This is a genomic window from Mycobacterium sp. D16R24 (assembly GCF_002013385.1).
GTDB lineage: Bacteria > Actinomycetota > Actinomycetes > Mycobacteriales > Mycobacteriaceae > Mycobacterium.
Genome location: NZ_MAEV01000014.1, coordinates 38,166 through 63,587 on the forward strand (window position 1 = coordinate 38,166; position 25,422 = coordinate 63,587).

The 25,422-nt window shown below is 63.5% G+C and carries 42 protein-coding genes and 2 tRNA genes; 1 reads left to right on the plus strand and 43 read right to left on the minus strand.

Annotated elements, in window-relative coordinates; all coding sequences use genetic code 11:
- The 40 genes from B4383_RS12670 to B4383_RS12860 all read right to left on the minus strand — a co-directional run bounded on the left by B4383_RS12670 (position 1) and on the right by B4383_RS12860 (position 23,949).
- On the minus strand, positions 1–2,508 hold the full coding sequence (locus B4383_RS12670; RefSeq protein WP_078290666.1) for a phage tail protein: 2,508 nt from the start codon (positions 2,506–2,508) through the stop codon (positions 1–3).
- Positions 2,509–2,547: 39 nt separating this feature from the next.
- Positions 2,548–2,823 carry a hypothetical protein gene (locus B4383_RS12675; RefSeq protein ID WP_236743260.1) on the minus strand — a complete coding sequence of 92 codons (276 nt, stop codon included), beginning with the start codon at positions 2,821–2,823 and terminating at the stop codon, positions 2,548–2,550.
- A gap of 101 nt (positions 2,824–2,924) precedes the next feature.
- On the minus strand, positions 2,925–3,254 hold the full coding sequence (locus tag B4383_RS12680; RefSeq protein WP_078290810.1) for an adenylosuccinate synthase: 330 nt from the start codon (positions 3,252–3,254) through the stop codon (positions 2,925–2,927).
- 98 nt (positions 3,255–3,352) lie between these two features.
- Positions 3,353–4,162 (minus strand): hypothetical protein, encoded by an 810-nt coding sequence (locus B4383_RS12685; protein WP_078290668.1) that lies wholly within the window; start codon positions 4,160–4,162, stop codon positions 3,353–3,355.
- A gap of 93 nt (positions 4,163–4,255) precedes the next feature.
- Positions 4,256–4,642 carry a hypothetical protein gene (locus B4383_RS12690; RefSeq protein ID WP_078290669.1) on the minus strand — a complete coding sequence of 129 codons (387 nt, stop codon included), beginning with the start codon at positions 4,640–4,642 and terminating at the stop codon, positions 4,256–4,258.
- Positions 4,639–4,896, minus strand: coding sequence for a hypothetical protein (locus tag B4383_RS12695; protein WP_139360735.1), 258 nt, complete (start codon positions 4,894–4,896; stop codon positions 4,639–4,641). The genes B4383_RS12690 and B4383_RS12695 overlap by 4 nt, the downstream gene beginning before the upstream one ends.
- A complete protein-coding gene (locus B4383_RS12700) occupies positions 4,893–5,222 on the minus strand; it encodes a hypothetical protein (RefSeq protein ID WP_286144115.1) in 330 nt (109 codons plus the stop codon). Before B4383_RS12700 ends, B4383_RS12695 begins: the two co-directional genes overlap by 4 nt.
- Positions 5,219–5,758, minus strand: coding sequence for a hypothetical protein (locus tag B4383_RS12705; RefSeq protein WP_078290670.1), 540 nt, complete (start codon positions 5,756–5,758; stop codon positions 5,219–5,221). The genes B4383_RS12700 and B4383_RS12705 overlap by 4 nt, the downstream gene beginning before the upstream one ends.
- Positions 5,736–5,936, minus strand: coding sequence for a hypothetical protein (locus B4383_RS12710; RefSeq protein WP_078290671.1), 201 nt, complete (start codon positions 5,934–5,936; stop codon positions 5,736–5,738). The genes B4383_RS12705 and B4383_RS12710 overlap by 23 nt, the downstream gene beginning before the upstream one ends.
- A gap of 78 nt (positions 5,937–6,014) precedes the next feature.
- Positions 6,015–6,881: a N4-gp56 family major capsid protein gene (locus B4383_RS12715; protein ID WP_078290672.1), complete on the minus strand. Its 867-nt coding sequence runs from the start codon at positions 6,879–6,881 to the stop codon at positions 6,015–6,017.
- A 27-nt stretch (positions 6,882–6,908) separates the two neighbouring features.
- A complete protein-coding gene (locus tag B4383_RS12720; protein ID WP_078290673.1) occupies positions 6,909–7,457 on the minus strand; it encodes a hypothetical protein in 549 nt (182 codons plus the stop codon).
- Between the two features lie 72 nt (positions 7,458–7,529).
- Positions 7,530–8,495 carry a hypothetical protein gene (locus tag B4383_RS12725; RefSeq protein WP_078290674.1) on the minus strand — a complete coding sequence of 322 codons (966 nt, stop codon included), beginning with the start codon at positions 8,493–8,495 and terminating at the stop codon, positions 7,530–7,532.
- Complete coding sequence (locus B4383_RS12730) at positions 8,482–9,843, minus strand: phage portal protein (RefSeq protein WP_078290675.1); 1,362 nt, start codon at positions 9,841–9,843, stop codon at positions 8,482–8,484. The genes B4383_RS12725 and B4383_RS12730 overlap by 14 nt, the downstream gene beginning before the upstream one ends.
- A gap of 15 nt (positions 9,844–9,858) precedes the next feature.
- Positions 9,859–11,550: a terminase gene (locus B4383_RS12735; protein WP_078290676.1), complete on the minus strand. Its 1,692-nt coding sequence runs from the start codon at positions 11,548–11,550 to the stop codon at positions 9,859–9,861.
- Complete coding sequence (locus B4383_RS27145; RefSeq protein ID WP_286150607.1) at positions 11,551–12,036, minus strand: hypothetical protein; 486 nt, start codon at positions 12,034–12,036, stop codon at positions 11,551–11,553.
- A gap of 175 nt (positions 12,037–12,211) precedes the next feature.
- On the minus strand, positions 12,212–12,496 hold the full coding sequence (locus B4383_RS26305) for a hypothetical protein (RefSeq protein WP_139360736.1): 285 nt from the start codon (positions 12,494–12,496) through the stop codon (positions 12,212–12,214).
- Positions 12,497–12,649: 153 nt separating this feature from the next.
- On the minus strand, positions 12,650–12,931 hold the full coding sequence (locus B4383_RS12750) for a hypothetical protein (RefSeq protein WP_078290678.1): 282 nt from the start codon (positions 12,929–12,931) through the stop codon (positions 12,650–12,652).
- Positions 12,932–13,128: 197 nt separating this feature from the next.
- Positions 13,129–14,232, minus strand: a complete 1,104-nt coding sequence (locus B4383_RS12755) for a hypothetical protein (protein ID WP_078290679.1) — start codon at positions 14,230–14,232, stop codon at positions 13,129–13,131.
- Positions 14,229–14,861 (minus strand): hypothetical protein, encoded by a 633-nt coding sequence (locus B4383_RS12760; protein ID WP_078290680.1) that lies wholly within the window; start codon positions 14,859–14,861, stop codon positions 14,229–14,231. The genes B4383_RS12755 and B4383_RS12760 overlap by 4 nt, the downstream gene beginning before the upstream one ends.
- Complete coding sequence (locus B4383_RS12765) at positions 14,858–15,106, minus strand: hypothetical protein (RefSeq protein ID WP_078290681.1); 249 nt, start codon at positions 15,104–15,106, stop codon at positions 14,858–14,860. The genes B4383_RS12760 and B4383_RS12765 overlap by 4 nt, the downstream gene beginning before the upstream one ends.
- Positions 15,103–15,768, minus strand: coding sequence for a crossover junction endodeoxyribonuclease RuvC (locus B4383_RS12770; protein ID WP_139360737.1), 666 nt, complete (start codon positions 15,766–15,768; stop codon positions 15,103–15,105). The genes B4383_RS12765 and B4383_RS12770 overlap by 4 nt, the downstream gene beginning before the upstream one ends.
- On the minus strand, positions 15,768–15,992 hold the full coding sequence (locus B4383_RS12775; RefSeq protein ID WP_078290682.1) for a hypothetical protein: 225 nt from the start codon (positions 15,990–15,992) through the stop codon (positions 15,768–15,770). The genes B4383_RS12770 and B4383_RS12775 overlap by 1 nt, the downstream gene beginning before the upstream one ends.
- 196 nt (positions 15,993–16,188) lie before the next feature.
- Complete coding sequence (locus B4383_RS12785; protein ID WP_078290684.1) at positions 16,189–16,536, minus strand: hypothetical protein; 348 nt, start codon at positions 16,534–16,536, stop codon at positions 16,189–16,191.
- Positions 16,533–16,889 (minus strand): hypothetical protein, encoded by a 357-nt coding sequence (locus tag B4383_RS12790; protein ID WP_078290685.1) that lies wholly within the window; start codon positions 16,887–16,889, stop codon positions 16,533–16,535. The genes B4383_RS12785 and B4383_RS12790 overlap by 4 nt, the downstream gene beginning before the upstream one ends.
- The gene (locus B4383_RS27150) at positions 16,889–17,701 is read right to left on the minus strand and encodes a hypothetical protein (protein ID WP_286150610.1); all 813 of its coding nucleotides are present in this window, start codon (positions 17,699–17,701) and stop codon (positions 16,889–16,891) included. The genes B4383_RS12790 and B4383_RS27150 overlap by 1 nt, the downstream gene beginning before the upstream one ends.
- Complete coding sequence (locus B4383_RS12800; protein ID WP_078290686.1) at positions 17,698–18,060, minus strand: DUF4326 domain-containing protein; 363 nt, start codon at positions 18,058–18,060, stop codon at positions 17,698–17,700. The genes B4383_RS27150 and B4383_RS12800 overlap by 4 nt, the downstream gene beginning before the upstream one ends.
- A complete protein-coding gene (locus B4383_RS26905; protein ID WP_139363107.1) occupies positions 18,053–18,232 on the minus strand; it encodes a hypothetical protein in 180 nt (59 codons plus the stop codon). Before B4383_RS26905 ends, B4383_RS12800 begins: the two co-directional genes overlap by 8 nt.
- The gene (locus B4383_RS12805) at positions 18,232–18,483 is read right to left on the minus strand and encodes a hypothetical protein (RefSeq protein ID WP_078290687.1); all 252 of its coding nucleotides are present in this window, start codon (positions 18,481–18,483) and stop codon (positions 18,232–18,234) included. Before B4383_RS12805 ends, B4383_RS26905 begins: the two co-directional genes overlap by 1 nt.
- A gap of 276 nt (positions 18,484–18,759) precedes the next feature.
- Positions 18,760–19,320 (minus strand): hypothetical protein, encoded by a 561-nt coding sequence (locus tag B4383_RS12810; RefSeq protein WP_078290688.1) that lies wholly within the window; start codon positions 19,318–19,320, stop codon positions 18,760–18,762.
- Complete coding sequence (locus B4383_RS26670) at positions 19,317–19,460, minus strand: hypothetical protein (protein ID WP_176138398.1); 144 nt, start codon at positions 19,458–19,460, stop codon at positions 19,317–19,319. The genes B4383_RS12810 and B4383_RS26670 overlap by 4 nt, the downstream gene beginning before the upstream one ends.
- The gene (locus B4383_RS12815; protein ID WP_078290689.1) at positions 19,457–19,810 is read right to left on the minus strand and encodes a hypothetical protein; all 354 of its coding nucleotides are present in this window, start codon (positions 19,808–19,810) and stop codon (positions 19,457–19,459) included. Before B4383_RS12815 ends, B4383_RS26670 begins: the two co-directional genes overlap by 4 nt.
- Positions 19,810–20,283: a hypothetical protein gene (locus tag B4383_RS12820; protein ID WP_078290690.1), complete on the minus strand. Its 474-nt coding sequence runs from the start codon at positions 20,281–20,283 to the stop codon at positions 19,810–19,812. The genes B4383_RS12815 and B4383_RS12820 overlap by 1 nt, the downstream gene beginning before the upstream one ends.
- Positions 20,284–20,327: 44 nt before the next feature.
- Positions 20,328–21,359: a hypothetical protein gene (locus tag B4383_RS12825; protein WP_078290691.1), complete on the minus strand. Its 1,032-nt coding sequence runs from the start codon at positions 21,357–21,359 to the stop codon at positions 20,328–20,330.
- The gene (locus B4383_RS12830) at positions 21,356–22,186 is read right to left on the minus strand and encodes a hypothetical protein (RefSeq protein ID WP_078290692.1); all 831 of its coding nucleotides are present in this window, start codon (positions 22,184–22,186) and stop codon (positions 21,356–21,358) included. Before B4383_RS12830 ends, B4383_RS12825 begins: the two co-directional genes overlap by 4 nt.
- Positions 22,183–22,308 carry a hypothetical protein gene (locus B4383_RS27155; protein ID WP_286150612.1) on the minus strand — a complete coding sequence of 42 codons (126 nt, stop codon included), beginning with the start codon at positions 22,306–22,308 and terminating at the stop codon, positions 22,183–22,185. The genes B4383_RS12830 and B4383_RS27155 overlap by 4 nt, the downstream gene beginning before the upstream one ends.
- Before the next feature lie 86 nt (positions 22,309–22,394).
- On the minus strand, positions 22,395–22,751 hold the full coding sequence (locus B4383_RS12840) for a hypothetical protein (protein WP_078290694.1): 357 nt from the start codon (positions 22,749–22,751) through the stop codon (positions 22,395–22,397).
- The gene (locus B4383_RS12845; RefSeq protein WP_078290695.1) at positions 22,748–23,059 is read right to left on the minus strand and encodes a hypothetical protein; all 312 of its coding nucleotides are present in this window, start codon (positions 23,057–23,059) and stop codon (positions 22,748–22,750) included. Before B4383_RS12845 ends, B4383_RS12840 begins: the two co-directional genes overlap by 4 nt.
- Positions 23,056–23,304 carry a hypothetical protein gene (locus B4383_RS12850; RefSeq protein ID WP_286150614.1) on the minus strand — a complete coding sequence of 83 codons (249 nt, stop codon included), beginning with the start codon at positions 23,302–23,304 and terminating at the stop codon, positions 23,056–23,058. Before B4383_RS12850 ends, B4383_RS12845 begins: the two co-directional genes overlap by 4 nt.
- Complete coding sequence (locus B4383_RS12855) at positions 23,301–23,597, minus strand: hypothetical protein (protein ID WP_078290696.1); 297 nt, start codon at positions 23,595–23,597, stop codon at positions 23,301–23,303. Before B4383_RS12855 ends, B4383_RS12850 begins: the two co-directional genes overlap by 4 nt.
- A 106-nt stretch (positions 23,598–23,703) precedes the next feature.
- On the minus strand, positions 23,704–23,949 hold the full coding sequence (locus B4383_RS12860) for a hypothetical protein (protein ID WP_078290697.1): 246 nt from the start codon (positions 23,947–23,949) through the stop codon (positions 23,704–23,706).
- Positions 23,950–24,036: 87 nt separating this feature from the next.
- Here B4383_RS12860 and B4383_RS12865 point away from each other — a divergent pair, with 87 nt between their 5' ends.
- Complete coding sequence (locus tag B4383_RS12865; protein ID WP_078290698.1) at positions 24,037–24,420, plus strand: hypothetical protein; 384 nt, start codon at positions 24,037–24,039, stop codon at positions 24,418–24,420.
- Positions 24,421–24,515: 95 nt separating this feature from the next.
- On the opposite strand, the gene B4383_RS12870 is transcribed toward B4383_RS12865, so the two are convergent.
- The 3 genes from B4383_RS12870 to B4383_RS12885 all read right to left on the minus strand — a co-directional run bounded on the left by B4383_RS12870 (position 24,516) and on the right by B4383_RS12885 (position 25,377).
- Positions 24,516–24,752 carry a helix-turn-helix transcriptional regulator gene (locus B4383_RS12870; RefSeq protein WP_286150615.1) on the minus strand — a complete coding sequence of 79 codons (237 nt, stop codon included), beginning with the start codon at positions 24,750–24,752 and terminating at the stop codon, positions 24,516–24,518.
- A 412-nt stretch (positions 24,753–25,164) separates the two neighbouring features.
- A tRNA-Arg gene (locus B4383_RS12880) sits at positions 25,165–25,240 on the minus strand.
- 48 nt (positions 25,241–25,288) lie between these two features.
- A tRNA-Ser gene (locus tag B4383_RS12885) sits at positions 25,289–25,377 on the minus strand.
- Positions 25,378–25,422: the final 45 nt, after the last annotated feature.

Genomic DNA, 25,422 nt, shown 5'->3' on the forward strand with positions numbered 1-25,422 from the left:
TCAGGACCACCTACTCAACTTCGCCGCGGATACTTCGTCTTGCTGCCGGCGCATCATCGACACGGCGTCACTGGTGTCGAACGCGCTGATCGTGGTGTTGAATACCGGCCCCGGCTGCGCCCCGGCCTGCGCACCGTGAGCCGTCCCCGCGGGAAGCGCTGCGGGCGCCGGTACAGCGGCCGACGTGGCAATGGGTGCCGCCCCACCGAATCGGCCAATCCCGGCGCCCTCGGGTGCAGCACCAGGGCCACCACCAGATCCGCCGCCAACCGATATGCCGCTGACGAACTGCGAAATCCCCTTGAGCCAGCCCGGCGAATCGCCGACCCCCAGCACCCCGAGCGCCGAGGACACCTGTCCACCGACCGCCGCGGCGGCTGCGTTGCCGAACTCGAATGTGCGCTCAGGGGAATTGGGCGTGGCCTTCGTCTTGACGCCCATGCCGCTGAGCCCAATCCCCGACAGCCCAGAAATGGACGACGGCAGATTGAACCCGCCGCTACCGGTGGCCGATGCGCCACCGCCCGGTGCTGCGCTCACCGCTTCCGTGCCGCCGGACGTGACAGTGGTGTCGCCGACGGGCGGGTTGACGCCCGCGGCCACACTCTGCCCGGTCTCGGCCCCCTTGGATTTCAGCGCACCCAACAGGCCATTGGCGATACCGGGCCCCGAGAATATGTGCACGTGATCCATGTGGTTCTGCGTCGGGCCACCGCGGTCTTCCATCTTGGACCAGCCGTTACCGGAGTTGATTCGCTGCTGCCAGATGACCCACTTGAGGTCGATCGCGGGCGCGTTGGCAAGCGCGAAATCCGCGACGGAATCGCCCTTCGACTTGTCGCTGGTCATCACGTCCAGCGCGCGGCCGGTGGAATGCTCCCCGTACTTGTCCTGAGGCCGCCATCCGCCAATGTCCTTGATACCGAACCGCTCCGAGATGATCGAACGCAGCTCCTGCGAGCCCTTGACTAGGCCACCCCCGGAGTAACCGGGTAGCTTCCCCTGGTTGTTCAGGTAGTCCAGCAATCCGGGGTAGGCATTCTCAATTCCCTTGCGCGACTGGGATTTGATAACGAACTCGTCACCGTGGACCACTCCCGCTATCCGGTTGACCGGTACGTTTCCCGTATAGCCTCCAACGTCGAACCCGAACTTTGGCATGTGCGGTATCGCGCTAATCTTGGTGCCACCGACCTCGATAGACAGCGTGTCGGCGACCGCATTCCACTTATCGCCGATCCAATTGAGCACCGCGACAAGGCCATTCTTGAGCCCGTCCCACATGCCCTTGGCTGCGTTGGTGATAGCACCCGGCAGACCCTTGACGAAATCGACCATGCCCGTGAACTTCTCGCGAACACCGGTCCACACCTCGCTAGCCTTGGAGACGAGCCAGTTCCAGCCGTCTCCGATGCCTTCCCATACCCTCTTGAGCATCGGCCAGGCGGTGTCCATGAACCACTTCACGACAGCCTCGGCGGCAATCTTGATGGCTTTCCACGCGGCGTCGACAATGGCGCGGAACCGGTCGGAATGCTGATATGCGTAGATGATTCCCGCCACGAGCGCGCCCACGGCCACCACAATCAGGCCAATCGGGTTGGCCGTCATGGCCAGGTTCCACAACCGTTGTGCGGCGGCGGCTGCCTTGCTGGCGAATGCGACCGCGTTGGCGCCCGCTGACGCCAGGATCGCCGCAGCGTTCATCCCCTCAAGTAGCGGGGTCGCGGTACCAAGGGCGTTGTTCATGGTGTCTAGCGCGCCCGCACCCCAGGCGTCATCGCCGCCGATCAGATCCTTGGCGGTCGTTAGCGCGCCGCTGACCTCGCCGATCCGGCCGGTGATTGCACCCGTCACCGCGGTCACCCTCTCGGATGCCTTTGACAGCCCACCGGCCATCGAATTGCCGAGTCGAACTGCAATATCCGTACCGATGTTCGCCCTGTCCACCGCGCCGACAAGGCCGCGCTTGACCGCCTCGCCCGCCCGGTCGTATCGGCCGTTCGTGACCGCATTGAGGATCGATGTCACGATGGCCGCGCCGGTGCCCGCGCCCACCACCGATCCGAGGCCGGGAAGGGCGCTGCGCAGGATGTTGCCGACAGAACCTGAAATGCCCGACATTCCAGTGGGAATGGTCTTGGCGATCTGCTCGCCAATCGCGCGGCCAGCGAGCGCCCCGGCCTCTGCACCGGCGTTGGTGATCGCCGCCTGCTCGATCTTCGGCACTACCTTGATGTCGCCGGTGTGCTTCTCGACCGTCTCCTTGGTCTGCTTACCCGCGGTCTCGGCGGCGGGCTGGTCGACCTTCGGCCTGACCGCAACCTCGGCGGTCTGCTTCTCGATGGTTTCCTTGACCTGCTTACCGGCGGTGTCGGCAGCCTTCTGGTCGACCTTGGGTGCGATCGAGACGTTGACGACCTTGCCGTCGATCTGCTTGTCGATCGCTTCGGTCACGCCCAGCAGTGACGGAATGATCTGAAGTGTCGCGTATCCGATGGTTGTCACGTATGTTTCACCTCCACAACAGGTTTCATTGTCAGATGGCTACTTGGTGTAGCCGCTCTTGCGTTTCAGGAACATCGCCTTGAGCGCCTTCTTCGCGGCGGCAACGGCTTTGGCGACCATTGCGGCACGCGTCGGATGGTCGATGTTCTCGGGCACCTTGTCCGGGTCGCCGAGCAGCTTGACCATTGCCGCCCACACATCAGCGATGAGGTGATCGGTGATCGTCCATCCAGGCTGACCGTCATTGACGGCCGCTACCGTCCGCGAATGAGGCGGCAGGTGGCGCACCAGGACGCCGAGACGGCGGATAGACATTGTGCCGCGGTACAAATCGGTGAGATCAAGTCCGTTGTAGAACTGGGCTAGGTCGGCCTCTACTTCGTCGCCGTGCTCGTCGAGCAGGCTTAAGAGGCCGATTATTCCCCCGAGAGCTCCAACAGCTTGGCGCCGATGTCCGCGAAATCTCCCACAGTCGGGCTTGTTGCGAGAAATGCGGCCCACTGTTCGGATCCGAGAAGCAACTCGGTACCGCCGAGTTCGTCGCCGTCCTTGAGCTTCATGTAGGCGGCCAGGGGCACAGTGTTGCCGAATGGGATTCGCAATGTGATCCCGTTCTGCTCGATGTCGACGTATCCGTCAGCTTCGGCTTGACGAATCGCCGCCGACTTCTTGGCCTTGTGATCTTGCGGCTTGGGCGCATTGGCTGGAATTGCTTTGCGCGGCGCGCTTTTACGTGGTGCGGTCATGACTTTCGACTCCTTGACATGGGGTCCGACTCTGGTGTTGTGGAGCCCCACCCCGGCCGGGGGAGTCGGTTCACCGACCGGGATGGGGTGCTTTTCGCCTACGTGACGGTGACGGTGCCGCCGGTGCCGGCCGCGGACACCGTGGTGACCGGTCCGGTGAAGATGGCCACCAGCGGACCTCCGTCGGGGCCTTCGACGGTCACGCCCGGATCGTCGAGCGCCTGCACAGAGTCCAAGTCCCGCAACGCGGACTGCAACGCATACGCGGTCAACGCCGTAATGGAGACCGTGGGATCGCCATCCACCGTCACTGTGTAACCAGTGACGCCAGAACCAATGTCGAACGTCTTGGTGACATCATCGGCAGTGCTGCTGTCCAGGTACTTGAACACATCCCCGGCCGCGTCGGCGGTGTGGTGCACGGTGATCTCCGCGAACGACAGTTCGCCGTCGACAATGCCGCCGTGGCTCTTGAGCTCGGCCAGCGCCGGACGCAGCGCCAACCACACGCGGGTGATGTCCTCATCGACGTACCGGTACAGCACGTAGATCTGAACATCCTTGGGGATGCCCAGCTTGTCCGGCGTGGACCCGGGCAGCACGATCTTGCGGGTAACGGGGTTGTACTCCAGGGCGGTGAAACCGCTCTTGAGCTTGCCCTTACGGAACTTGATCCGAAACGACGGGTGTCCGAACCCGTCGTATTCCTTGACCTCGCCGGACGGGTCGAGCGGGATGCCCTTCTTGTCGTCGATCAGGCCGGAGAACTCCCAGTTCTTGGCCCCGGGGTCCTCGGTCGCTGCCGCCAGCATGATCGCGGCGATATCGGTAACGTCTGCCTTGAGGATTAGCCAGACCTCTGCCTTGTCCGGGATGACGGTGGCATCAGGATTGATGGTTGCAACCATTGTTGATTCCCTCCTTAAGGGCGTGAGAGCCCTTGCGGGCCAACAAAAAACCCCGCCAGATAGGCGGGGTTGATTCGGTGCGCGACAGCGCGGTTATCGGGTGCGGACGCGGGTTCGCACGGTGAACGAGATGAGGTCGCCGCCGGTCTTCTTGTCGCGGGCCTCCAGGAACGCAGTGCCGGGCAGGATCGCAGCGATACCGGGAATCCGAGTGGTGAGTAAGCGGGGCATCGCCGCGTAGGCGTATTTCGTCAACCGTCCCGATGTCCACGACGTGACACGGATGGTCGGATCGGTCGCCGCCGGCCACATGTCCAACGTGCTGCCGTCGTCGGCGATCAGCAGTACCGGGGGAGAGTCCAGCGTCCAGTCGGCCGGAAGTTCTAGCCGCACCGACAGTTCCGGGAACCGGGCCGCCAGATCAGCTTTCAGCCAGTCCTTGACCAGCCGCGCTACGTCGACCGGTTCACGGCTGGTCATTTCGGCGGGTTCACTTCCAGTCCGGCAGCCGCGGCGGCGCGCGTGAGCACACCATCCTTGGCTTGACGTTCGGCCGGTACCGTCACCGTGGCGACAGCGCGGTCAGTGGTGTACTCGTCGATGGTGGAGAATTCGGCGACCGTGGCGCCCTCGTCGGCCAGCTCGCCGACCTGTAACGCCAGCTCAAGAATGTGAGCCTTGGTCATCTCTTTGAGAACTTCGGCGCCACCCTCGCGGTCCAGCTCGAACGTCATCCTTGCCCCCTCTTGCACAGCACCTCGAGGCCGCCCAATATCGGCATTGAGCGCCAGTCATTGACGATGATCTGGAACCGCTCGCCGCGCACCGTTAGCTCATCGCTGTTCACAATGTCGGTGCCGGTATCGAAATAGACGACGCACGCGATGTCTTCACCGTCGCGACCGCGTTCGATTCGATCCACACCGCCGCCAGGAGCGACTGCGATTGCCACCAGTGCGGTATCGGTCGCGTCTATCAGCTGGCCGTTCTCGTCGCGACCGCCGCCGCGGTGACGGGTCACTGGCTCGCGCAGTGTCGCCAGGCCGCCCAAGACGCTCACGTGAGGTCGATCGCGCGCTTGGGTCCGCGGTACCGGGCAAGGATGGCCTTGTCCGACTTGGAGAACCACACACGGCCGGACGAATCGGCGAAACTCACGGTGAACGGACCCGCACCTAGCGACTGCGCGCCGACGGCCGGGCCGGACAGTGTCGCCGCAACGACGCCGGCCACTAGGTCGGCGATCGACTTGGGTGCTGCCTCGGTGACCTCGAAAGTCACTTCGGCTGTGCATGCCTTGACGCCGTAGAGCGTGCTGCCGTACAGCGTCCACCCGGTGATAGGCGTCGGTGCGCCAGTGGTGGGATTCACTGCCGACACCGTGGTGACCGATTCGACCCGCGCCGGGATACGCACCCGGCCGCCGTGAACCTTGCGGCGGGTGGTGTAGGTGCCCGGCTCGAAACGAAACCCGTCGGTGGCGGTGAGTACCGCCTCTGACGCGATCCGTAGCAGCTGCTCGGCCCGGCCGGTTTGGGCAGGGTCGAGCGTGCCGCCGAGGGCCGTCGCTACGTCAGCTGGCGTCGCCAGTGTCACCGGCGGGCTTTCCCTGCTGACGACGCGCCTTGACGGGGGTTACCTCGACATCGACGAGATCCTCGCGGCGCTTGAGGGTGTGGAAGTACTCGATCTGCTCGGCGTCGGTCTCGTCGTCGAGTGTGAGCGAGACCTTCTGGTTGGACTTGTTGAGGATGGTGACCTGCACAGCGGCCATGGGTTTCGTCCTTTGTCTAGAGGGGGTAAGGGAGATGGAAGCGGCCCCAGGGGAAGTGGGGCCGCTTCCTGCTCGCTACTAGGTGACCGTCACGTCCACGTCGCACACCGCGAGAGCTTCGGGGCGAACGACCTTGGCGCCGTACAGGTGCAGGCCCTTGAGTGCGTCCGAGAACGAGTTCTGCGGACGGAAGGGCTCCACCTTGTTGATCTGGTTGGCGTACGTGGTGGCCATCGAATGACCCGCGACCACGAAGTTGGACACCTCGGGCGCGGTGCCCGCGGTACCGGCCGGGATGGTGTTGGCCACCAGCACCGAGAACCCGACAATCCGGCCGACTTCGCCATTCATAATCGGGGCGTTGGTGCCGTACTTCGACGCGTCAGTGAACCGTGGATCGCCAAGGATCAGCGCATAGAACTCGGGCGAGACGAGCAGGAACCGGCCCACGCCAGGCACGTTGGCCTTATCGAGGGCCAGTCGCAGCCTGCGCACGAGCAGGTAGGCCGCGTCGGCGGTGGCGACATCCTGGGCTGCCAGGACTGTGCCCGCCTGGGTGGTCATGAGACCAGACAGGAACGCATCGGTGACCTTCACCAACTCCTGCGCAGCCAGATATGCCGCCTTGGACATCAACTCGCCGTCGTTACGGACCTGGCGGGCGTCGATGTCGTCGACCTCGAATGCGAAGTACTTCGACTGATCGACCAGCAGGGTCTGGTCTGTGGTGGCCAGGGTCTGCGGATCAATGGCGGTGACGTTCTTGGTGTACGTCGCCACGGTCGGCGCGGCCAGTGAGCCGATGTGCACGGTGTCGCCGCATTCGGAGATCTCGCCCTCGTAGTCGCGGTTGATGACACCGCCCTGGGCGAAGACGTACTGCGTCTGTAGCGCGATCATGAGCTGTGCAGTCCACAGCTCGGGAATGAAAGTGTCGACAGCCATTGTGCTGCCCTCCTTTTCGGGTAGTTGCTACTTTTTGCTGGTCATGAGTGAATCCAAACGGCCTTCTTTGCGGGCCTGGACAATCGCCGCGTGATCCCCGGCCGCCGACAGCTGGTCAAGCTCCGACTGAGTCATCTGCTTGACCTTGCCGGCGTCACCGCCGCGAGCACCGGCGCCGAAATCCGGTGATGCCGCCTTGCCTCGGAACGCGAGCAGCTTGTCGGCCGACGCTTCGAGTTCCTCCTGCGTCGAACCGGACAGCAGATCTGCCGGAACACCCTTGTCTGCTGCCACTTCCGCGCGCAGGGCACGGACCTCGACCTCAGCGGCCCGGGCCTCTGCCTTGGCTGCTCGGTCAACCGCCTTGTCTATCGCAGTTTTGTTCGCCTCGGTGATCTCATCGAATTGCTTTGCCTTGTCGGCGTTGGCCTTCGACTGATCCTCGTGCTTGCGAGAGAGTGCCTTCCACTTGTTCGCCTCGGCTACCCAATCCGTGTCGGCTGGGGGTGCATCGGCGGGTGGAGTGTCGGTGGTGTCCGTATCGGCGGGTGGCTGATCGGTTTCGGTATCGTCCATTGGTTGGATCTCCCTTGTCGGGTATCTACTCGGTGCCCATGCCGGGCCATTCCCGCCGAGGTGGCAGGGAAGCTAGTTCGCCAAGTCGTTGCGCAGCTTGGCTATCTGCGTGAGGTGGTACTTAATCTGCGGCGAATCCTCAGGTAATCCCTTGGCGCGCAGGTTGGCTAAGCTTGATTCCAGGCCGGGCAATAGGCGCTTGGCCGCGGCCGATTTCGCTTCACCCGGCGTCGTCGGTGTCGGCGCGGGTGTCGATCGATCGGACTTCGGTATGTCATCCGGGCCGCGGAACCGCTCGTTGCGCAACGCGATTACCGGACCCAGCTCGCCGTGCTGGTGCACCACAATCAGGTTCTCGTAGTCCTTGGCTGACGGATCTGCCGGCAGTAGCCCAGATACCTCGACGAGGTCGTGAATCGCTTTCAGCCGGTCCTCGTGCAGGATCTTGCCGCGCCGAGGCCGACGCGCCGGCTTGACGCCACAGTCGCAGCCCGGATGTATCGGTAGCAGATCCTCTTTGCTATAGAACAGCACCGAGGCCACAACGCATTTGGCACAGCTTCGCGGACCGTTCAGGACGCGTTGGAATCCGTCAGCCGACGAGCGGCGCAGTGTCGATCGTGCCTGCTGCGTCTTGGCGATCTGCAAATCTGACTGCACCATCTTGATCAGCCGGTTCGAGGCCTCGGTGACAGCATCGGATAGTGACTTACCTTGCGAGAGTGCATATCGAGCCGTTTTCGCCGGGCGGGAATACACCTCGGACATGTCGACGCCGCGTAGTCCCTGACGGGTGTCAATGATCCGGTCGCCGACGATGCGTTCGCCGTGCTCGTTGGCCAGCACGCGGGTTAGGTATGCGTCGGTCAGTGCCGCTGTCTGCTGCTGGCCCGCGGCGATGACGGGTAGTACCTGTGCGGCGAACTCGGCAGTGCCAGTGTCCGAGATTGCCTCGGGTCCGAAACTTCCTACTGCGTACTTGACTACCCGCGCACGGACACCTGCCGCCGACGTGGCGTAGGCGTCATCCAGTGACATCGGCCGGCGACAGTGTTGGTTCTGGCGGTGGGGGTGGCGGGGCGAACGTCTGCGCCAACAGTGCATCGTTCGCGCGTAGCGTTTCCATCTCGTCGACTTGCTCGACCGAGAACCCCCACACCTCGATCATGCGTGTACGCCAGGGGAGATCCTGCGCCTTGGTCGAGGCGTCGGCTTTCTCGGCCAGCGATCGCATCTCGAATGGTGCCCAGAGGGTTTCCACGTCGGTCACCGGTGCCGACTCACCGGCCTCGATCGCCAATGCGCCGCCGATCGCGGCCGCCAGACTCGAATCGGCGCGCGCCGCACGATCGCCCGTCTTGAAGATCAAGCCCTCCTTGGCGAATGCCGCACCCTCGGCGGTCTGATTGGCGCCGTCTGGCACGAAACTCGACATGGGGGTACGGGTTACCGCGGCGAGATCACGAATGTCGTCCTTGGCACCCGAGAGAATCTGTGTCAGGTCGCCGATTTGCGACTCCCAGATGTCGATCCCCTCGGGGATCTGCCACAGCTGGCCCGGGCCTGGCTTGAACATGTTCTTGTAGTCGATCTCGTTGCCTTGGTCATCCTCGGTCGGTAGATCGCCCTTGAATCCGCGTTGCCGGTATGCCTGCATGGCTGTGATGACAAGGCGTTGCAGGATGCCCCAGTTGATCCGGTCGAGCACGTCGAGATGCGTCTCGAATTCGCCTCGGCGCTCGCGGTTCTCGAACGGGTACATCGGCACGAACGACAGTCCGCTCGGTTCGGCGGTGACCAGTTCCCAGCCAGTCGTGGCGTACGGCAGCTGTTTGAACAGACCGTTGTCGTCCATCGCCGGGCGCTTGAACCGAAACACCATGCCCGGCAGATGCAGGAACGCGAAGTCATGCTTGAGCGGTCCGTCGCGGTAGATCTTGAGTCCGGCACGCACCACCTCGGGCAGCGTGGGATCAGACTCGGTGATGGCCTGCTCGGGGCGCTCTTGGGTGATGATCGTGCCCCGGGAAGACGACGGCGAGAGCATGAGGTAGCCCGCGGAGAGACCGAGCATGTCGCGGAATAGGTCAAAGCTCTTGACCCGCATGCGGTTGCGCTTCCAGATCGCCCACGCCTCTTTGCTGTCTGCGCCGGCCACTTGAAACCCGATCGGGCACATACGCTCGGCGACGGCATCGACGACGAGCTCGCCGAAGTTGGTGCGCGCCTTGCGCTGGAACTTCTGGTACGCCTCCCGGCAGTTCTCCGCACCCTCGGGAAGCGGTGCGTTGCCGTCCATGTACGAGCGCAGCGTGTCGATACGACTGCGGCGGTCGTCCATCTGTAGCGCGAGCCGGTACAGCCATTCGTCAGGAGTCAGCGACATGTATCAGGCTCCTGTTCAGTAGATTCTGCGTGGCGCTTGCCGTTTCTTGACCTCGGCCAGGCCGGCAGCGACCGCATCCATGCGGGCCTGCCATGCCATGACTAGCGCTACTGCCTTGTCGATTTTGTTGACCGAGTCGGGAAACTCTTTCCCGATGTGTACTTGGTCGCCGCGGACCTTGTTGCGCGCGTTGAGCACGTGCCGAGTCAGCGCTGCCGAGCCGTTGTGTGTCATCTCGCCATTCACGATCGCCGTGTGCAGCTGCGCGATGGCCTTGGCGACCACAACCCCGCGCGCACCGGTCATCCACCACGCGATGGGATGTTTGACGGTGGCCTTGATTTTGAGCTTCGCGCCGAATGCGGCTTCCCAGTCGGCAATGTAGGACTCCCAGCGGGCAGGGTCGGCGTAGAAACCAACGACGTTGAAGCGTTTGAAGCACTCACGTACGGTGGCGTTGATCTCGACGGCCGGCACTTCCCAGTCTGTGGCGTGGTCGGGCTGCTCCCAGGTCCACGAGGGCTCGTCGAATGCGTGGCCGTCGCGGACGGTCACGGCAACAAGCCCTGTCGCATCGGCCTTGCCCTTGACCCGAGACCGCGAGCCGTCGAACCCGAGCACGATCGGCTCGCGCGGATCAATTACTCGAGGTGCGCCGTCGCGCAGTGGGCCACGCGCCAGCCATTCCTGCGAGGTGACCCACGCATCCGAGGCGCTGGTGATCTGATTACCGAAGTACATGCGGGCGTCGGATTCCTCGGTGTCGGGATCCCAGAAGTCGGCGATGACGCGATCAAGGTTGACCCATCCGGGCTCGTGCTCCGGGTGCTCGCCGCGCTCGGCCAGGGCGCACGGTGCGTTCGCCGAGCATCCATAGGCGTAGCGCAGACCTTCCCGAAGCTCGTCATGGTCGTAGATGTTCGTATCTGGCGGCATCTCGCGGTGATTGAAATAGATACCGCCGTCGTCGTTGCGCAACTTGCCTTCTCGTTGCAGTTTCCACGCTTTGTGCGAGTTCTCGGCGACGCTGCCCTGACCAGGCCGGAATGCGTTGGGCGTCTCGATCGACGACCCTTCCGTCTTAGTCAGGTTCCGTCGTACCGCGCCGGCCAGGCGCTTGCCGCCGTTGGACTGCTGCCACGATTCGGTCTGGTCGAACACGGCGGCCACTGGCCGAAACCCCTCGCGTGAGGTCGCCGAGCTTGTCGCCGCCTCGATGCGACCGCGTGGAACGGTGACGAATGTTTCCATCGCCTCGACGCCCGGCTCGTTGATCAGCGGACCGTTGCGAATCATGTCGAGCAGCGGATCCCACGTGTTGGCCGTCTGATCCTCAGAGACGCCGAGAATCTGTACCTTCGGTTTGAATCCGAAGGTTCGCCACGGCGCGCCTACGGGCTCGCCGCTGGCATCCCAGCCCGCGGGCACCGCGGGCCCGATCGCCTCGAAAATCGCGTACGCCGCCATGGACGGCGACTTGCCGTAGCCCTTGGCTCGCGACAGCACCGCGCGGCGAACAACCCGCTTGCCGGTGACCGGGTGCAGCACGTAGAAGTCCAGCCAGAACTGCGCCTGATCGGGCGTCATCACGAACGGCTCACCAGCCATGGGGCCGTCAGGGACTACGAGGTTGTCGTAGCACCAGTCCAGGAAGATGAACCCGAGTGTCGGCAGCTCGCCGTCAAACTCGGGGCCGCGCCAAGGCATTTAGGCCGACGACTGACCGACGGCGCGCAGTCCGCGATACCGGTCAGTGCCACGGGCTGGCCGTGCCGAGGCGTTGTCAGTACCTGTGCCGACAGGCGGCCGATCGAACGCGTACGTGATGCGCAGGCGTAGCCGATCCTCCGGTGTCGCACCAAACTTAGCGACCCGTAACCGCAGTTCGGCGGCGTATTTCAGCTCACCGTTGACCACCGCGGCGTGGAGTCGCGCGGTCGTGACGAGCTCGGCCCAATCGGTATTGGTGAACTCAGCGGCGAGCGGGCTCTCGGCCCACATCTGCCACCAGTTCTTAGTCTCAGCTGGCCAGGCGGCGCGGCGCTTTCGGCCGGTCGCGGGGTTGGTCTCATAGATCGCGGGCAGCGATGGTTGCTTGCCGCGCTTGGCGTCGATGACGCGCACAGGTACGCCGTCGTCGTTGCGCCGGGCGCGCTGGTCGTCAGGCTTTCGGGCTGGACCTTTACCGGCCATGTCTAGCTACCTCCCATGTCGGGAACGATGTTTGCTGCACGTGCCCATGTCGGGCGTGGGTGGAAATCAGGCCAGACCCGTACGGACCGCCAGCGACAGAGCGTGGGGATGTCCAGGTCAGGCCGGGGAGGGCTCCCCGGGTGGGGGACTGTTTACGCAGGTCAGAGGCTTGTGTTCACAGTAGGCCGGGATGGCGACCGACGGGCCGCTTGGCGCTTGGCCGCTTGGCCATCGCTGCAATTGTTTGCTGCCTGGTGTCTCGTGTGTGGCAGCGACGACATGCCGCAACCGAACGCTCGGGGTTGTCGCCGTTCGCCTTGCCGTCGAGGTGGTGCACCTCGTCCGCGTATCCGGTGCAGTGTTCGTACTGCAGTCGGCATCGATGCTGATCCCGATCGAGGATGTCGTCTCGGAACTCTCGCGCCTTGCGGGTCGACCCGCCTGACCATGCCTTGCTCACGAGACCCCCTAAATGACAAAACCCCAGCTAGGCCGGGGTTTTTTGGGCAGGGTTCACTTGCGACAGTTCCAATCGTCGCAGGTCAAGGCGTGTTACGCAAGGAACGTGAGTGGCAGGCGTGGCGTGTGACATTCGGCTGAATAACTTTCGCGCCTATGTCACATCGCGTCGCGCCTCGTATGACGACACCGGTCCGTCGAGGATCCGGCATTCGGCGCCGAGCTTGGGCGCGTAGACGGTCGCACCGCAATGGCACGTCCACATGTGGTGCTTGCCGTCGCATTCGCAGGGTCGGCAACGCCGAGTCCAGCCGGGTTCGTCAACGCTGTGCCAGTTCGGGCAGTAGAGCGGGCCGACGATGGTCCAGCCGTCGCCGTTGGGCACCAGGTCACCGACGTACGCGTTGGGGAACCGATCGCGCGGCGGGCGTGCCATCTGCCAGTTGTACTACTGGCCACCGACAGGTGCGTTCCGTGACAGACATTGGTCATTCCACCTGTCCCATCCCCACCCACAACGACACTCAGGGCCGCCCGCACGCTCATGGCTGCCAGGCAGCATGTAATGAGGGCAGTCGCATTCGCCGCCGAGTGGACCAAGTGGCCCTGCCGGGCAGGAATCTCGATGAATCATCACGCTATTGCCTCCGTTTGTTCCGTTTCTTGCCCGTCTTGATCCGCTTCTGCGGCCTCGTGTTCCACCTCGGCCGCCGATTGCCCATACGTGCGCGAGAAGTGCCGGCGCAGCGGCTCCTGCTCGGTCTGGCCGTCGGTTGCCGATTCCGTTTGCAACATTTCGGGGAGAATTTCTACCGCCGATGTTGCATCCGGGGTCTCGAGCTGTCCCGCTTTCAGTTCGGCGGCGCGCAGCTGTCGCACGGCGCGCAGGCTGAACACCCGCGGGTCTCCGCGCAGGATGTAGTGCTCGACGAACACACCCTTGTGCAGCCATCCGACGGGGGCGAGCTTGCGCTGCCTGAGCCACCGATAGAGCTGGCGCTCAGAGACGGGTTCCTCGATGTCCTTGAGCCGCTTGAGCAAGATCCGCTCAGTGAGTCGGTCGCCCTCGCGCCATGCGCGTTGACGGTTGCGCTGTACGTCGACCGGCTGCTTGCATGCGGAGCATGTGATGCTGCGTTCGTCGGTGGCGGCGTAGAGGAACTTGCCGCACTCGATTGCCTTGCCGGTGCGTGAGTACGCCTTGATGGTCGGGCATGGTCCGGCGAAATGGCGATCGGGCCGGTTGATCATGCGCAGGGCACTGGCGCGCAGGTCTGTCATTTCCTTGAAACACCGCGCGGCCCCGGGGTCGGCTGCGATGGCGTGGACGTGCTCGGCGAGCCATTCGGCGGCGTCGGCCGCGGTGGGCTGGTATCGCCGGGGGAGTCGACGCCAGCGTTCATCGGGTAGTGGGCCGATGAAGTCGAGCGCGACGACGCGCAAGGGCTCGAATGTGATGCCACGCGTTTCACACAGATCACGTGCCCACGTGGTGACCGCGTTGCACGTCTGGTCGGCGATGTTGTTCGGGTTGCCCTGCGAGTCGAACCTGATCGGGCTGGGCTCCTCGCTGGACTGCCCGACTGATCCGGTGGTGAGCACGTCTTGTCCGGTGAGAGTGATCTCCAGTTCGTCTATCAGCCAGGCGATTTCGGTGAGGTGTTCCTGTAGCTGGTCGATGCAGTCGTTGCATAGGAACAGATCGCACTTCTGGGAGCACTTGCGGCACTTTGTCATTCGGTTCGCCCCGTAAGACCCCATCCTTCGGATGGTTCTATCAGTGGTGGTAGGTAGCGCGGGCGCAGGGCATATTCCGCGGGCAGTGAGTCGCCTGCCACCGGGTCGAGAAGGCCGCTGGCTACGAGTGCGTCCACGGCGGCGCGGATGTTCCGGCCCATACGCTCAAGTGGGTATCCGAGCGGCCCCAGTACCTCGGTGGCGCACTCGTGGGCGTACAGATAGAGGCTCCGTATCGTCTCGTCCAATATCAATGTTGGAAGTCCGGCAACGGCGGAATCCTCATGGACCTGTTCGCTGTAGAACACCCAAGGCGCACAGGGCGTATGGCCTATCGTTATCGTCCATGCCCAATCGCCTTGCGGACGAATCGGTCCGATGAATAGCGAGCCCTCGCACACCTTGGGCGAATCGTCGGTGTCTACGCGGTAGTTCTCAGCCCAGCCGGTGCGGTGTCTCATTTCCAAGATCCGCTCAGTGAGCGCGATTCCGTGAAAGTCCCTGTCGCAGTGTGGGCATTTCGGGAAGTCGGGGTCGTTGTAGTCGTATCCGCCGACCGGTTCGCCGTCTGCCATCTGCTCGTCAACGAGCTGGTCGATTTCGTCGATGATGTCGCTCACTTCGGTCATGCCGTTGCCCCCGTGAGTTCGTAGACCGCCTCGGCGATGATTCGTTGATCTGGTGATCCTGGGAAGTACAACCGTTGCGTGAATTGCCCCGGCAGCTTGCGCATTTCGTCCGACCAATCGATCTTGTCGAGGTCAACGTCGTTGTAGAACATGCTGAACCACGGGGTCGGATCGAATGGGTCGTCTGGCACGTGACCCCAGTCAAGTGCGGGCCAACACTTGAGTACCCCGTCCCAATCGCTCATTGCGGCCATGCTGCTGCCTCCAATCGCTCCAATTTCTCTGTCGTATAGGCGTATAGAGCGGTTATGCACGGCCAGCGGACAACTGGGCGGCACGATGTGCAGACGGTGCGTCCGTCCTTGCCGGTTGCTGGCTGGTGAATCTTCCTCATCGACTCCAAGCGTTCGCGAACCGTCGGCGGCATGGGCGCCCCGAACCGGACCGAGCCCATGAGTCCGAGGACCGTGGCGTCGGCGATGTCGTGGTTGAGCACCTTGACCCCCGGGAGCCACTCGCGGACGTTGGACAGAACCTCGCCCTTTTGCGCTCTGCCGCTGCCCGTAGCCCACTTCGCGCGGGTCTGCGGGGGAACTACCGCAACGGGCACCTTCTTGGCGTCCAGCGCGCCGTACAACCCGTGCCATAGGCCGCTGCGATCGAACGTCGAGGGCAGGAATTGGCCATAGGCGGGCCCCTCGATGACGGCGAGATCCGGTGGGCCGTCGCGTAGCGCCCATTCGATGACGGACCGGCACACGGCGCGCACTCTGCGGCTGCGGGTGGCGTACGAATCGCCGTCGTGCCCGCCGTATCCGATCGAGTGCAGCGCGACGGGCACGCCGTCACGCAGCACGGCTAGTCCGGTGTTGCGCAAGCTCGGATCGATACCAAGGACGACGGTCATTACAGCTCCTCGCTCGTGAAGATCAGGGGTGCGAGCTCGTCCCACGCTTGTCCAAGGTCACGGCGCAAGAGCTCTATAGACCACTTGGCCGACCAATCCCGTATCGGTTCCAAAGCCTCACGGGCGGCCTCTTCCATTGCATCCCGGGTCGTGCTCCAGTAGATCGGTTCGGCGTCGCCATCCAGGTCTGCCCGTTGTGCAGCTTCGATTGCGGGGTCGTTCATCGCGCACCAACTTTCGAGCCGCGGGTGAGGCACGGCGCGATTGCGTCGGTGCCGTGTGGGGTCTTGCACCAGCCGTTTGGCTCGGCCCCGCAGTTCTCGCACGGGTGGTCGATTTTGTCGGCGTAGGCGGTGATGACGGGGCCGCGTGCAGCGCTCGGGCGCGGGCGGCGGGGAACGTACGGGCGGGGGTGCTCGCTCATTCTGTGGCCTGCATTTCCTCGGAGGTGACGTAGCGCCATGGTCCGTAGGTGACCGTGCGCGTGATGATCAGTGCGCCTTCGCGGTAGTTGGACACTTCCTCGATCGCGCTCATGAGCTCGTCGGTGTGGAACCGCGCGCAGTCGCCGGGGCTCGGCTCGATGCCGTACTCGACCTCGGTAGTGGGCATCCCCTGATCGCCGCCGATACACCAGCCCCAATCGGCGGGCCATCGGGCGTACAGGTTCTCGTGGTAGCCCGCGTGTCCGTTCGGCAGGCTGCATTCGCCGTCGGGGTGGGTGCTAGCGCAGTAGACCTCGGCGTCAACGATGTCGCGGTCACTCATCGAATCGCCCCGAACGTGCTGGCGAATTGGGTGATCGCGGCGAGCGCCGGCCGCGCGTCGAGCCGTTCCTCTCGTGCCTCGCGCAGCTCACGGGACTCGCGTTCGCAGCGTTCGCGCCGGATGGCTCGGGCCGCGTCGGTGATGTCCTTGGGCAGCGGCCGGTAGCCCGATCCGTGCTCGCTGTAGACCTTCGTGACGGCCTTGGTCAGGTCGTCGAGATCGAGGCCGTAGAGCTCGAATTGCTCAGCCCAGGCGAGGCATGTTTCCTTGGTCGGGTCGGTCAAATATGGGTCGTAGGCTGCGCATTTCGTGAGCACGAGGGCGGCAATCTGGGGATAGTTCTTGGTGGTCATCAGGCCTCCAATGCGGGTTGTTCGGGTGGGGTTGCGAACTGTTTGGCCAGGTCGAGGCCGATGCCGACCTTGCGTGTTGCGGGCGCTACCCGGGTCGATTCGACGGGCTGCCCAGCCGGGCGATTTCGGCCGTTGATCAGCTCGGATACCAAGCTGGGCAACGTCTTCGGATGCAAGTTCTTGGTGGTCCAGAGCTGCAACGCCTCGGCGACGAGGGCCTCGGGTTGACCGTCCTTGAGCAGCGCGGACGCCTGCAATCGCAGCTCGGTCTTGATGGACGCCGGGTGTCGGGCCGGGATGTGCTCGCTGACTAAGCGATTGGCTGCTGGCATGACCGGGGCGCTGCGCGGCTCGCGCTCGGTCGAGTCTGGAGTAGCACTCTCAACGTAAGTACTGTTCTTCTCTCCTCTACTCTCCTCTGGGGGCGTGACATCACGTGACGAATCACGTGACGCATCACGTGACATGTCACGTGACTGCTTGCGACTCTCACGTAGTCGAGATTGCCGGTCCCGGTCGGCCTTTCGGCGCTCTAGCAGGGATTCCCCACCGGATTGCCATACGCTCCATGAGCGGAAATACCACCGGCCGTCCGGTTGTGGCTCCAAAATTTCCTGTTGCACAAGTTCCTGCACAAGCCGCTGCGGGTTGGGTAAACCCAACAGTTTTATGGCTGATTTCGAGAGAAATCCGCTCGATTCTGCGTTCCCGCAGTACGCAATTGCGCGCAGCATGAACCGCTCGGCGGTGGGGCTCAGGTTCTCCACCGCCTCGTCGAGGTAGTAGGTCGACGAGAGCCAAACGGCCTTCATGAGTCCTCTTTCCGTGGAGCGTTTGCGATTTGGAGCAGAACGTCGGCATGGCACGGTTGGTCGAGGGGGCACCAGCACACGAGGTCATGTCCGCTTAGTGGCGCGACGAATTCGGCTAGATCCGCGGCCGCCATGAACGCCATATCGAGCGACCGGTACAGAGCAACGCACCGACCGATCGCATTCGCCTTGCCCCCGAACCCGTCGTACTGGACGCCGTTGTCATCCTCCACGAGCCATTCGCCAGCCACGAGGATCGGCCGGAACGGGTTGCCCCACAGGCTCGGCCGCCCGACGTAGATGGCCCCGTCGGGCATGCGCCAGCCCGCGGTGCGCTTGCGCTGGATTCGCTCAGGCATGGTCAGTGCTCCGCAGGTAGGGGTAGGTCAGTGAACGCGCCGTCCATGAACCGTTGACTACGTTGAGCGCTGCCCACTCGTGGGCCTCCGTTCGGTCCTTGAACGGACCCACTAGACGTGGGAGATTGGGGCGGTCTTCCCAATCAATTTCAAGAATGAAGCTCTCGGCCATCAGCGCACCTCTTCGGCACGCTTCGCGGCAGCGGCGAATATCTCCGCGAGGGCACGCAAGTCGGCTGCGGCGAAGCTGATTCGGTCGTCAATGATCAGGTCGCCGTTGAATTCTTGCTCGATGTAGTGCGGATGGTGAGACCAGACGGTGTTATCAACGCCGTTGATCCCGCATGGTTCCAGCTGCTCTATCACTGCGTAGCCACGCGATTCGAGCAGCTGTGCCGCCGCGAATAGCGGATCGGTTGCCATCACTCGCCCCTTCTGAATTTCGTATGGCACTTCTCGCACCGTGGCCGACCGGGGCTGTGAGGCTCGGTCAGGCAGTCGACGCACAGTCCGGCGCGGTAGGCCGCTGTGCGCGCGTCGTCACGGATCATCAGCAGGCCCCGTCACACTGGCAGCCGCCGCAGGTCCCGCAGCAGCCGTCGTTGTCAGTGCCGAATCGGCCCGCAGCGCAATCGGTTGTCGACACCCCATCCGGCTCAACGCCGCCGTCGCACTCGTCACAAGTTCGTCGCTCAGCCATCACGACACCCCAATCACGGCGTCCCACTGGGCACGGGTCCAGAGCACATCTCCCATTGCGGTGTGGCGGTCGAACATCTCCGGGTCCACCCCGACGGCTGCCGACATCTGGTCCGACTTCCATGGCGGCGGAAACAACTCACCCCGGCCAGCCAGGTACCCCGCCACCACGTTTTCAACGTCGATCAGGTGGTAGTGCCACGGGTTCTCGATACCGGCGGGACGTAGCAGCTGGTGGCTGATCCGCTCGGTGTCGAAACTCGGCACGGCGCCGATGATGTGCGGGCGGCCGGTAAGAAAGGCGGAGATGAATGTGGCCGCATTCTCGGGCTGTGTGATCCGCGATGCTTCGCGCGCCTTCGTAAATCGCTGGCGGTAGTCAGCCGCGAACTGTTCGGGGAGGTCAGATAACCACGCGCCCGGATCGTGATTGATGAACAGGTGCATCCGGGCGTCATCCTTGCCCGTCTCCCCATTGCGCCGGATGGCGGCGAATTCCCATATCGGGGCGTCGATGTCGAGGCCGAGGGTCTCTGTGTCCATGAATACGATGTCGCTCATTGCCGCTCGTCTCTCGCGTCGTCTCGGTCGCCGCACATGCCGAGGTGTGCGTGCGGATGTCTTGGGGCCCGGCCCATCTCGGTCAAGGCGTTGCGGGCGGCACGTGCTTCGTCGAGCTCGGCGATGTAGGGGTCATTCATGCACTGACTCCAAACAGTTCCAGTTGCCCGACCGGCAATGCGCGATGGCATTCACATGGGCAGCGGTATCGGTGAGATGGCTTGACCACCTGCACAGTTCGCCCGTCTTCGTAGTGGGCGGCGTGCATGTCTCGGTAGTCCTTGCGGGTGCCCGGAAACGTGACGGTGCACTCGTTAAGCACGATGCCGTCCCGCAAGCTCCCGCCGGGCCGGTACGGGCATTCGCCGTGACGGCCATGTAGGCAGTAGCCGGTGACACCCATCTGACACGGCGGACGGCGGTAGTAGTCATCGACCACCGTGGCGGGAGCAGAATCGCCGCGGTGGTCGATGACCGGTTGGGTGGTCACTACTCGGTGTCACCCTCGGTGTCGTCGGAGAACGCCGGACCGCCGGTGAACGACACGACGACGTTGCCGTCGTCCTGGCCGTCTCCCTGCCCGTCCTGGTGGTCGTCATCGGCGCCTTGCGGGTCGCCGTCGTCGTCGAACAAGGGCGATTGGCCATCGTCCTCGGGCACCTCGGCGCCGTTCTTGGACTTGGGCTTGGGCATCTGATCACCGAGCGGCCATGCCACGATGATCTTGGCCTGACGCACAGGCACTTTCGGGCTGTCGGGGGTGTTCTGATCGAAACCGGCGTGCTTGATGTACAGGCGCGCCGAGATGTCGATGTATTCACCCGCCTCGGGCGGATCGCTCAGCGACATGAGCAGTGCCTGGCCGAGCCGGATCTCGGTCGGTCCGGCGGCCATACCATCGTCAATCTTGTCCAGATCATTGGTACTTGCGAGATCGGCGGGCTTCTCGGTTACTTCGGCCATGATTTGTTACTTCCCTTCTGGTGGTGGGTATTTCAAACGGGGGATTACTGCGGCTCGTCGTTTTCCAGCACGTCGATGACCTTGATGGCCTCGTGCTTGGTGAGATCCCTCGATGAAGTGATCTCGCGTTTGGTGGCTGCGGTGAGCCAGTCCAAACCGGCCTGACGTTCGTTCAGGCCGTGCTTGCCGAACAACACGTGCAGCTTCTTGAGTTGGGCATCGGTGATACCCGGGCCGAGGACGCTCGGTTCGACGGTGCTGGATTCGTCGGGCTGTGCAGCTTCGGTTTCGACCTGCGCGACTTCGGGCTCCGGGTCGGGGTCTGACGCAGGGGCCGGAAACTCGTCGAGATCGGCAGTGGGAGCCGGTACCGGTGCAGACTCGGCTATCGCCTCGGCGGCCGGGCTGGCGCGTCGTGCCCGTGTGCGCCGTTGCAGCGCTGGCGCTCCGGTCGTCTCTGGTGCTGGCGAGTCGAGCCGTTCGGAATCCACCGAGATCATCCCGTCGAGCAGGTCCTCGACGATCAGCGAGCCTGATAGCACGTCGGGGAATGCCTGCTTGCACAACCGCGACGTGGCGCGTGCGACCAGCTTCTCGGCGGGGTAGGCCGCAATATCGATCTTGGCGCGCTTGGCCTGCTCGGCGGTAAACGTCGCGCGATGGGTCTCGCCGTTGTCACTGCGGGTGCCCTCGACGACGCACCGGTTGTCGGTGGACTCGGTGACCCGGAAAGTATGGCCCGCCTGAATGATCCGGCGCCGCATGAACTCCGCGTAGAACCCGACTCGGCCGTGCACGACGTAGATGGACGCCAGCGCGTCGAGCGGGTCGAGCCCGAGCTCCCAGCCCTTGAGCATCGATGCGGCGATCTCGGCGGGCTTGCCCATCATGTCCTTCGGGACGAACGATGTCTTGGCCAGCACTTCGGCGGCCTCGCGGCATTCCCTGAACAGTTGCAGCCATTCGCGCATGCGCTCGGCTTGCGTGGGCTGTACGGTGGCCGGGTGCCGCTCAATGGTCCCGTCCCATCGGGGATCCGGCGGCCACGCGTTGGGTCGGGTTGCGAGCTCGGTCATGCTTGGTCCTCCTGGTTGTCGTAGACGACGCGCGCGATCGGCGCATCGGGGTTATGGGGTTGCATCGCCGGGTAGATGAGATCCCTACCAGCGCTGACGAATTCGCCGACTTGCGCGGCGTACCAGAGCCAGCGCAACGACATCTCGTCACTCTGTGTCGGGATGAGCTGCGCGTCATCCGAGGTGATGTGAACGGCGCCGGTCCGGTCCACCGGAATCATCGGAACTTCTTTGCCGGTTGGGTCGATGTAGTACTCGGCGTAGCGGTACCCGGCGAGCTGGAGCGCGGTCTCGCCGTAGATGCCCTTCTCATTGGTCTTGAGGTCGAGAAGCCAGCGCTGACGGTTGCCCTCGTCGTCGGTCAGATCGGCGATCAGATCGAGTGTCCCCGCATAGCCGTATTTGTATGACACGACGGTGATCTCGACGGCGACAGGCTCGACCTCGAAACGGTCGAGGAACCGCACGTACGCCTCGCAGTGTCCGCGCAGCTCGTCGGGTACGTTCTTCACCTTCTCGCCCTTGACCAACCGCTCGCCGTACCCGTGAACCTCGGTGCCGCGCTTCTTGGCCTTGTCGGTGGCCTCGTAGCGTGCACCCTGTAGCGTCTTGAGCCGGGCGGCGACGGCCAGCTCGCCGAGTTCGTCCCAGTTGTCGATTGCATACTCGGCGGTGGAGTTGGCCGCCCAGTTGATCAACGCTGGCTTAGGGATGCCGTTGCCGAGGATCGTTGTAACACCGGGGATTCGGACGCTGTTGCCATCCACGTACCAGTGGTTCTTGCCACGGTCGACTCGCTTGATCGGTGGAATGAATTTGGTGCTCACGCGGCAATCGCCTCCAGTAGTTGGTGTGCATCGGATATGGCCTGGCGCAGGGTGATCCGTGACGGGATGGCGACCTTGAGCGCGATTGCGAACGGATGATTGGACGCGGGGCATTCGTCCACACCCGCACTGTCGGGGTGTGGCCAGATAACGTCATGCGTCCGGTTGCAGACGACGCGCTGCCAGCAGACTGGGCAGAAGTGCTTTCTCACCCTTGCCCCCCAGTGGATTTGATCTGGTTACGCAGACGCGTAGCCACCCCGCGTAGTGCGGCATTGGAGCGGCGTAGCCGTTCATTGCTGCGGCCCTGTCGTTCGTACTCGCGCTCGCGGCGGGCCTTGTCGGGATGTTCAAGGGAGAGAACGACGTACCCGGACCGGACCCCCGGCAGAGAAGCGTCATTGAGTACGTGCGTGATCTTCCATTCACGCCATGGGCGGTCCAGAAAGACGATAGAGTCGCCCGCCTGGTAGTCCGCGTCCGCAAGTCGGGGCAGCTGTGTCAACTTCCCATCCCACAACAACCAGTGCCAGTGGTCGGAGATCTCGAGGTGGTGCGTCGTCATTCCATGCCCCCCTTAGGCTTAAGGACAGCGGATGCGGGCATGGTCAGTGTGTGCGGGCGGCTTTCGATGCCCTGGAGGCGCTCTAAGACATTCCGGCGCACGGTTTCCATTGCGGCCGGATCATCACGCAGCCGCTTGGCGGAGAGGTCTCCCGCAACATCGGCATCCGCTTCATCGCCACCGTTGACGGTGAGGGCCAGACTGCTTACCCCGCTGATGAATCCGTCCATCCAGATATCGATTAGGACGCTGGAATCGAAACGCTCGATAATCACCTTGGGCGCGCTGTCGTCTTTGTGGGTTGTCACCAGCCCGCCTCCGATGCGCGAATTGCAGCGCTGGACTCGTCGCGGCTGTCACGGTCGGTGAAGAAGTCCACCAGCGCTAGTTCGATACCGTCGGCGTCCCGCCCCAGATCAAACCCGGCAGCCTTGGCGGTCGCGGTGAACGCGTCCATGACGGAGTCCGCCCTGTCAATAGTCTTGTTGAGCTGTAACACATTCCGCGACTCTGGGACGCGACGCCGCAACCCGAAGAGCTTCGTAAGATTCACGCGACCACCCACACCTGCGCGAAGACTCCGGCGACGACGATGGACACCGCGGCGATCAGCAGCAGCACCGCCGAGCGGTCGCGATACCGGCCGCGGCGGTGCACCCATAGATCGATGCAGGACGCGGCGAGTACCAGCGCCATGAGCACGGCGAACTGCGCGTACTGATGTGCGAAAAGCATGGTCAGCGCGCAGATCAGGGCGAGAAATGAGACTGTCCACGCTGCGTGTCGCATGACCGCGGTGCGGGCACCCCCGACGCGCCGCGCAGGGACTTGGATATGGTTCGACATGGCATTCCTCTCGTTAGAATGCTGGTAGGAACGGTGGCGAGTGAGTGATCCGGCAAGATGAATCACTCGCCACCGTCTGCTGTATTCAGTTGTCAGACATGAAGATTCAGTCGTTAGGCCGACTGCGTAGATCGCAGTCGAGTAGGTCGGCCAATAGGTCCGTGAATTCCCACAGTTCGTCGCGCTCCAGATGCGCAAGCCCATCGACTCCGTGTGCATCCAGATGGATGCCGCCAGCGCCGTCGCGCGCCAAGGCCACGGTGCGCTGGTCATCACACACAAACCCGGTGATCGTGCCGTCGTTTGGGATGGTGCCCGACGGCCGCGTGTTGGGCGCGGCGCGTCGGGTCACCGCCTTACGCTGCAACCACCGCCGCGCCGTAAGGTGCGCGCCGGCTACATAACGGGTAAGCGCCCGTGCAACGTAAGGAGATTTGTTGTGAGTGGAGATATCCCGAAAAGGGACCTCGTTATACCGCCGCACCTGGCGATCGCCGTCGAGGCCGCAGCACGCATGCGAAGCGGTAAGTGGATCACCAACGATGTCTTGATCGCCGGACTCGCCGACCTCGAATCGTTCGTACGCACCAACCCTGCCGACGCCCTCCTCATCGACGCCGGCCCGCTTGATCCGTTCCCGATCACCAAGCACGTGGTGGGCACCTTCGAGGATCTCGCGCAAGAGACCAACGGAAAGGTGCCCCTCGGCTACGCAGCGATCCAACGTGTCGGCGTCCTCGTCACCGCGGTCCGCGCGCTCGAGGAGAAGACCCAAGAGCTTGAGAGCCGACTCGCCAAACTCGAGGACAGTCACCCGGGCTGATCCAGGAGGCAGCGCGGCGGCCGCCTCGTGTGCTCTGGCCGTGATCAACACATCGCTGATCACCCTGTTGACACCCAGTGATGGGTTCGCGGCGCTCACGAGGCGACCGCCTTGGTGGCCTCGGCAAGCAGGGCTTCGATGGGAACGTCAAGAGCTTCGGCAATCCGTCCCAGCTCATCGACAGAGAGCGGAGCGTGGCCCGCCATACGACGAGAGAGTGCCTGTTGTCGCATGCCGACCTGATGGGCGAGGGCTGCCTGAGTGCGCTTGCCTCGGGCCATCTCGGCGCGGATATTCGCAGAAACTCTGTCAGCGAGTGCCGATCTCTTCATGGGGCATTCATACCTGCCCATGGAGATAATTACAAGTATGGGATTTGCGTGTCGCACCCTGCATAAGTCATTTGAACTCGCTTAGAGATTGCGGACTCCGCACAAGCGAGTAAAGTACGCGTTATGACAACTCTGATGGTCGTAGATGGCGAACGCGGGGAATCGCGTTCAAAGGCGGTGATCCGCCGCTTGCGGGCAGAGCTGGCCTACATGGGCACCACTGCCGCCGACGTAGCCAAGAAGATGGGGCTGGCGCAGCAGTATGTCTCGCGTCGAATGACGGGCGCTACCGACTGGAAAGTCGGGGAGCTGGACGACTTCTGCGCAGCGGCAGGAATCTCGTTCGGGTACGTCACGACCGGTGTCCGACCAATCCCAGGCAAAAACGACGGCCCGGACGGTGGCGGTGGTGTGGTGCGCCCGAAGGGATTCGAACCCCTAACCTTCTGATCCGTAGTCAGATGCTCTATCCGTTGAGCTACGGGCGCGTGCTATTCAATTGTTGCAGGTCAACAGGTTTGGCCTGCAGACCGACGCGGAGGCGAGAGGATTTGAACCTCCGGTCCCCCGTAAAGGGGACAACTCATTAGCAGTGAGTCCCATTCGGCCGCTCTGGCACGCCTCCTGAACTTCCCGAGCGGTACTCCGAACCCATAAATGGATTCGGAAC